Origin of the sequence: Thermosulfurimonas sp. (genome assembly GCF_015491435.1) — a bacterium.
Taxonomy (GTDB): Bacteria; Desulfobacterota; Thermodesulfobacteria; order Thermodesulfobacteriales; family Thermodesulfobacteriaceae; genus Thermosulfurimonas_A.
This window is the reverse complement of record NZ_WFVX01000023.1, coordinates 1-5,260: the sequence shown is the minus strand read 5'-3', so window position 1 is coordinate 5,260 and position 5,260 is coordinate 1. Positions and strand designations below refer to the sequence as shown.

Annotated in this window: 5 protein-coding genes and 2 pseudogenes; all 7 read left to right on the top strand. The window is 61.2% G+C overall.

Features of this window, described 5'->3' with window-relative positions; translation table 11 throughout:
- Nucleotides 1–249, top strand: a pseudogene (locus F8J34_RS00875) (hypothetical protein); the annotation flags it as partial.
- Nucleotides 246–1,940: a proline--tRNA ligase gene (locus F8J34_RS00870; RefSeq protein ID WP_297055425.1), complete on the top strand. Its 1,695-nt coding sequence runs from the start codon at nucleotides 246–248 to the stop codon at nucleotides 1,938–1,940. The pseudogene F8J34_RS00875 and the gene F8J34_RS00870, both read left to right, overlap by 4 nt.
- Nucleotides 1,937–2,257, top strand: coding sequence for a hypothetical protein (locus F8J34_RS00865; RefSeq protein WP_297055421.1), 321 nt, complete (start codon nucleotides 1,937–1,939; stop codon nucleotides 2,255–2,257). Before F8J34_RS00870 ends, F8J34_RS00865 begins: the two co-directional genes overlap by 4 nt.
- Before the next feature lies 1 nt (nucleotide 2,258).
- The gene (locus tag F8J34_RS00860) at nucleotides 2,259–2,933 is read left to right on the top strand and encodes a DUF1614 domain-containing protein (protein WP_297055418.1); all 675 of its coding nucleotides are present in this window, start codon (nucleotides 2,259–2,261) and stop codon (nucleotides 2,931–2,933) included.
- Between the two features lie 56 nt (nucleotides 2,934–2,989).
- Nucleotides 2,990–4,186, top strand: a complete 1,197-nt coding sequence (gene trpB, locus F8J34_RS00855) for a tryptophan synthase subunit beta (RefSeq protein WP_297055415.1) — start codon at nucleotides 2,990–2,992, stop codon at nucleotides 4,184–4,186.
- Nucleotides 4,183–4,986: a tryptophan synthase subunit alpha gene (trpA, locus tag F8J34_RS00850; protein WP_297055411.1), complete on the top strand. Its 804-nt coding sequence runs from the start codon at nucleotides 4,183–4,185 to the stop codon at nucleotides 4,984–4,986. The genes trpB and trpA overlap by 4 nt, the downstream gene beginning before the upstream one ends.
- Nucleotides 4,983–5,260: pseudogene (locus F8J34_RS00845) on the top strand (3-dehydroquinate synthase); the annotation flags it as partial. The gene trpA and the pseudogene F8J34_RS00845, both read left to right, overlap by 4 nt.

Sequence of the window (5,260 nt, the reverse complement as noted above, 5' to 3'; positions counted from 1 at the left end):
GAAGACGAGGTGGCCTTTGTGGTGGAGGTAAAAAGCACCGCCCGGGCCGATGATTTCGACCAACTCCGGAAGGCCCTGGAGGACCTGCCGGAACGTTTCTCTCCGGTGCAGGGAAAACGCCTGATACCGGTACTTGCAGCCATGAGGATTCCCGAAGATCTGGTCCCTCTGGCCAACCGCCGAGGGGTCCTCCTGGTTCGAATGGGAGGAGAGTATCTGGAAGCCCTTAATCCGGAAGTTCTTCCATGAAGCTCTCGGAGTATTTTTTACCCACCCTTAGAGAAGACCCGGCCGAAGCCGAAGCGGTAAGTCACCGCTTGATGCTTCGGGCCGGGATGATCCGTAAACTGGCCTCCGGGATCTATTCCTGGCTCCCCATGGGGCTAAGGAGCCTGCGCAAGGTGGAAAATATCGTCCGCGAGGAGATGGACCGGGCCGGGGCCCTGGAGGTGCTTCTTCCCCTGGTACAGCCTGCGGAACTCTGGCAGGAGACCGGACGCTGGGACAACTTCGGCAAGGAACTTCTGCGCTTCAAGGACCGCAAGGAACACGACTTCTGCCTGGGTCCCACCCACGAGGAGGTCATCACCGATCTTGTGCGCCGGGAGGTGCGCTCCTATCGCGATCTTCCCCTTATCCTCTATCAGATCGCCCCCAAGTTCCGGGACGAGATACGCCCCCGTTTCGGGGTCATGCGGGCCCGGGAGTTCCTGATGAAAGACGCCTATAGTTTTGACGCGGACGAGGCGGGGCTTAACCGGAGCTACGAGGTGATGTATGCGGCCTACGAACGCATCTTTTCCCGCTGCGGGCTTCGCTTTCGGGCGGTGCTGGCCGATACCGGGGCCATCGGGGGCTCGGAGTCCCACGAGTTCATGGTGCTTGCCGAGACCGGCGAGGATCGCCTGGCCCTTTGTGAGGCCTGCGGATATGCGGCCAATGTAGAGCTGGCCGAAAGCAAAAAGGAATTTTCCTACCCCCAGGAAAAAGAAAAGCCGCTTGAGAAGGTTGCCACCCCCGGAGTAAAGAGCGTGGAGGAGGTTTCCGCCTTCCTCGGGGTTTCCCCCTCAAGGCTGGTAAAGACCCTGCTTTTTAAGGCCGGTGGCGAGGTGGTGGCGGTCCTCATCCGGGGGGACCTGGAACTCAACGAAGTGAAACTCCGGAACCTCCTCGGGGTGCCGGAGGTGGAGATGGCCGACGCGGAGACCGTGGAGCGGATTACCCGGGCCCCGGTGGGGTTTGCCGGGCCGGTGGGGCTTTCCGGGGTGCGGATCCTGGCCGATCTTTCGGTGCGCGGCCTGCGGAACTTCGTCACCGGGGCCAATGAACCCGATGCCCACCTCATAAACGTGAACTACGGTCGCGACTTTCCAGAGCCCGAGTTTTACGACCTGCGCGTGGTCTCCGAGGGAGATCCCTGTCCCCGTTGCGGGCGACCGCTGGCCATTACCCGGGGTATTGAAGTAGGCCATATCTTTAAGCTCGGGACCAAATATAGTGAGGCCATGCGGGCCACTTTCCTTGACCGGGAGGGGAAGGAACGCCCTATGGTGATGGGTTGTTACGGGATCGGAATCGGGCGCACCGTGGCCGCGGCTATTGAACAGAATCACGACGAGGCCGGGATCATCTTTCCCCGGGAGATAGCCCCCTTTGTGGCCCTGATCCTTACCCTGGGACCGGAAGCCGAACTTATGGAGATTTCCGAGCGCATCTACCACACCCTGAATTCCTCCGGGGTGGAAACCCTGTGGGACGATCGAGATGAGCGTCCGGGAGTAAAATTTAAGGATGCCGATCTTATCGGTATCCCCTTCCAGATAATTGTGGGGCGGAGGTTCAAAGAGACCGGGCGGGTGGAGCTCAAGGAAAGAAGCACTGGCCAACGGGAGGACCTCTCTCCCGAAGAGGTGGTAAAACGCTTGCAGGGTTCCGCATGAAGGTCTGGGTGGTGGAAACCTCCGAAGCCTGGGAGCGGTTAAAATCGAAGCTCGCGGAGCTTTCCCGCGAGGAAAAAAGCGAGGTGATCCTGATCAAGGACGAGGGAGTGGTTCGATGCCCCCGCTGCGATCCCGACCCCTTTCGTTACCTGCGACAGTTCGTGTTGGATGGAGGGAGGCTGGTAATCTGTGCCCGCTCCCTGGCTCGATACGGGATCCCGGAAACCCGTCCTCCCGAGTTTTTCGAAAGGGTGCCGGATGGGGAGGTCTTCCTTCAGGAATTGAGATCGCAGGGTTATCAGGTGGAGTCCGTCTAAGATGCTGATCTTCAGTCCCTTTGCCCTGCTCTTCGTCTTTTTCCTCTTTTTATTCCTGATCGTTCTTTTTGTCATCGTGCACGTGGGGATTATCGCTATAGCCGCCGAAAAACTCGGGCTTTCTGTCAATCAGATCTTCCTTTTTCTCATGGCTTCCCTGCTAGGAAGCCATATCAATCTGCCGCTGGCCCGGGTACCCCGGCCTCCGGATCCTCTGGAAGAGACCCTGGTGCGTTTTTTCGGTATTCCGTACGCGGTGCCTCCCAGGGTAGCCGAACGTCATACCGTGGTGGCCCTGAATGTGGGGGGAGGGCTCATTCCCACCCTGCTTTCGCTTTATCTCTGGTTTAAACACGGATTCCTGCTTGCTCCCCTGCTGGGAGTAATTCTGGTGAGCTGGATCTGTTATCATCTGGCCCGGCCGGTACCCGGAGTAGGGATAGCCGTACCATTTCTCATTCCCCCTATCGTGGCAGCCCTTTACGCCCTTCTGGTGGTGCCGCAGAAGGCCCCGGCGGTGGCGTATATCTCCGGGACTCTGGGCACCCTTATCGGGGCGGATCTTCTGCATCTGCGCGATCTGCCCCGTCTTCGAGCCCCGGTGGCCTCCATCGGAGGAGCCGGTACCTTCGATGGGATCTTTCTTACCGGGATCGTGGCGGTGCTACTGGCCTGAAACCGGGTTTGAATTCCGCGGTTGTCAAGAGGGATTCCATCAAGTTAAATAGGGACATGCTACCCAACCGTCATGGAAAGTTCGGCCCCTTCGGCGGGCGCTTCGTCCCCGAAACCCTGATGCCGGCTCTTTACGAGCTGGAGGAGGCCTATCGTCGTTTCCGGAAAGATCCGGACTTTCGCCGGGAGCTTTCCTGGTACCTTAAAGAATACGCCGGGCGCCCCACCCCGCTTTATCCGGCAAGGAGGCTTTCCGAGGCTCTGGGTGGGCACTTAAAGATCTATCTTAAGCGGGAGGACCTCCTTCACACCGGGGCCCACAAGATCAACAACACCCTGGGGCAGGTGCTTCTGGCCCGGCGCATGGGCAAACGCCGCATCATCGCCGAGACCGGGGCCGGGCAGCACGGGGTGGCCACGGCCACCGCGGCCGCGCTTCTCGGGCTTGAATGCGTGGTCTATATGGGGGCCAAGGACACCGTGCGCCAGGCCATGAACGTCTTCCGCATGGAGCTTCTCGGGGCGAAAGTGGTGCCGGTTACCTCCGGGACCCAGACCTTAAAGGACGCCATAAACGAGGCCATAAGGGACTGGGTCACCCACGTGGAGACCACCTTTTACGTCATCGGTTCCGTGGTGGGGCCCCATCCCTATCCCATGATGGTGCGCGATTTCCAGAGCGTGATCGGAAGGGAGACCCGCCGGCAGATCCTGCGCCTTGAGGGGCGCCTTCCGGATATGGTCATCGCCTGCGTGGGCGGGGGCTCAAATGCCATGGGCATCTTCTATCCCTTCGTAAGGGATCAGGTGGTTAAGCTTGTGGGGGTGGAGGCCGCAGGAGAGGGCCTTGATTCCGACCGCCACTCCGCCACTCTCACCGTAGGCGAACCCGGGGTGCTCCACGGGATGATGACCTATCTCCTCCAGGATCGGGTGGGGCAGATCAAAGGGGCGCATTCCATTGCTCCGGGGCTTGATTATCCCGGGGTGGGGCCGGAGCACGCCTTTCTCAAGGAGTGCGGCCGGGCGGAATACGTGGCCGTGGACGACGAGGAGGCCCTTTCCGCCTTCCGTCTCCTTTCCGAAACCGAGGGGATCATCCCGGCCCTGGAGAGCGCGCATGCCGTGGCCTATCTGGCCAAGATCGCGGATCGGCTCCCCAAGGGCGCCATCGTGGTGGTGAACCTTTCCGGCCGCGGGGACAAGGACGTGGCCGCGGTGAAGGAATATCTTTCGCGAAAGGAAAAGAGATGACCGGGGCCGAAAGGGTAAGGGAGGCCATAGAAGCCCGGAATCGGGAGGGGCGCGCGGCCCTCATTCCCTATTTCTGCGCCTGGGACCCGGACCTTGAGACCACCCGGGCCTTTCTCTGGGCCGCGGCCGAGGCCGGAGCCAGCGTGGTGGAACTGGGGTTTCCCTTCTCCGACCCCCTTGCCGACGGGCCCACCATCCAGGCCGCAACCCAGCGAGCCTTACGCCACCGACCCACCCTTGAGGATTTCCTGGAATTTGTCTTTCGGCTTTACGCCGAAGGATATCCCCTTCCCGTGGTGGTTATGGGCTACTACAACCCCTTCTTCCGCTTCGGGATAAAACGTTTCGCCAGGGAGGCCCGAAGAGCCGGGCTCTGCGGGGCCATCATTCCGGATCTCCCTCTGGAGGAGGCCCGCCCCTGGCTTTCCGAGGCCCGAAAACGGGGCCTTGCCACTGTTCTCCTTGCCGCTCCCACCACGCCCGAGGCAAGACTCAAACGCCTCGCCGAGGCCTCAACCGGGTTTCTCTACTATGTCTCGGTCACCGGGATCACCGGGGCCCGGGATCGGCTTCCCGAGGACCTGGCCTTAAGGCTTGATCTCTGCCGGGAGGTCTCGCCGGTTCCGGTGGCCGTGGGGTTCGGTATCTCTAAGCCCGAGCAGGTGCGCCTTCTTGCCCCGCACGCCGAGGCCTTAGTGGTGGGAAGCGCCCTGGTGAGGATCGTTGAGTCCGAGGGGAAAAGGGCCCCGGAACGGGTTAAGCGGTTTCTCTCGGAGCTGGTTTCCGCCGCCGAAAGATGAGAGTCCTTACCGTTTCTACGAGAGAACCCTACGAGATCCTTATCGGCGGGGGGATCCTTACCGAGCTTCCGGAGGACCTTCCCCGGGTGCTTGAGGTGCGGGATCTGGCCCTGGTCTCGGACGAGACGGTGCGGGAGCTTGTGGCCGAGGACCTCTGCCGTCTGCTTTCGGAAGCCGGGTTCCGGGCCGAGATCTTCTCCTTCCCCCCGGGGGAGGCCTCAAAGCGCATGGAGACCGTGGTGGAACTCGCCCGAGCCATGGTCCGGGCGGGGTT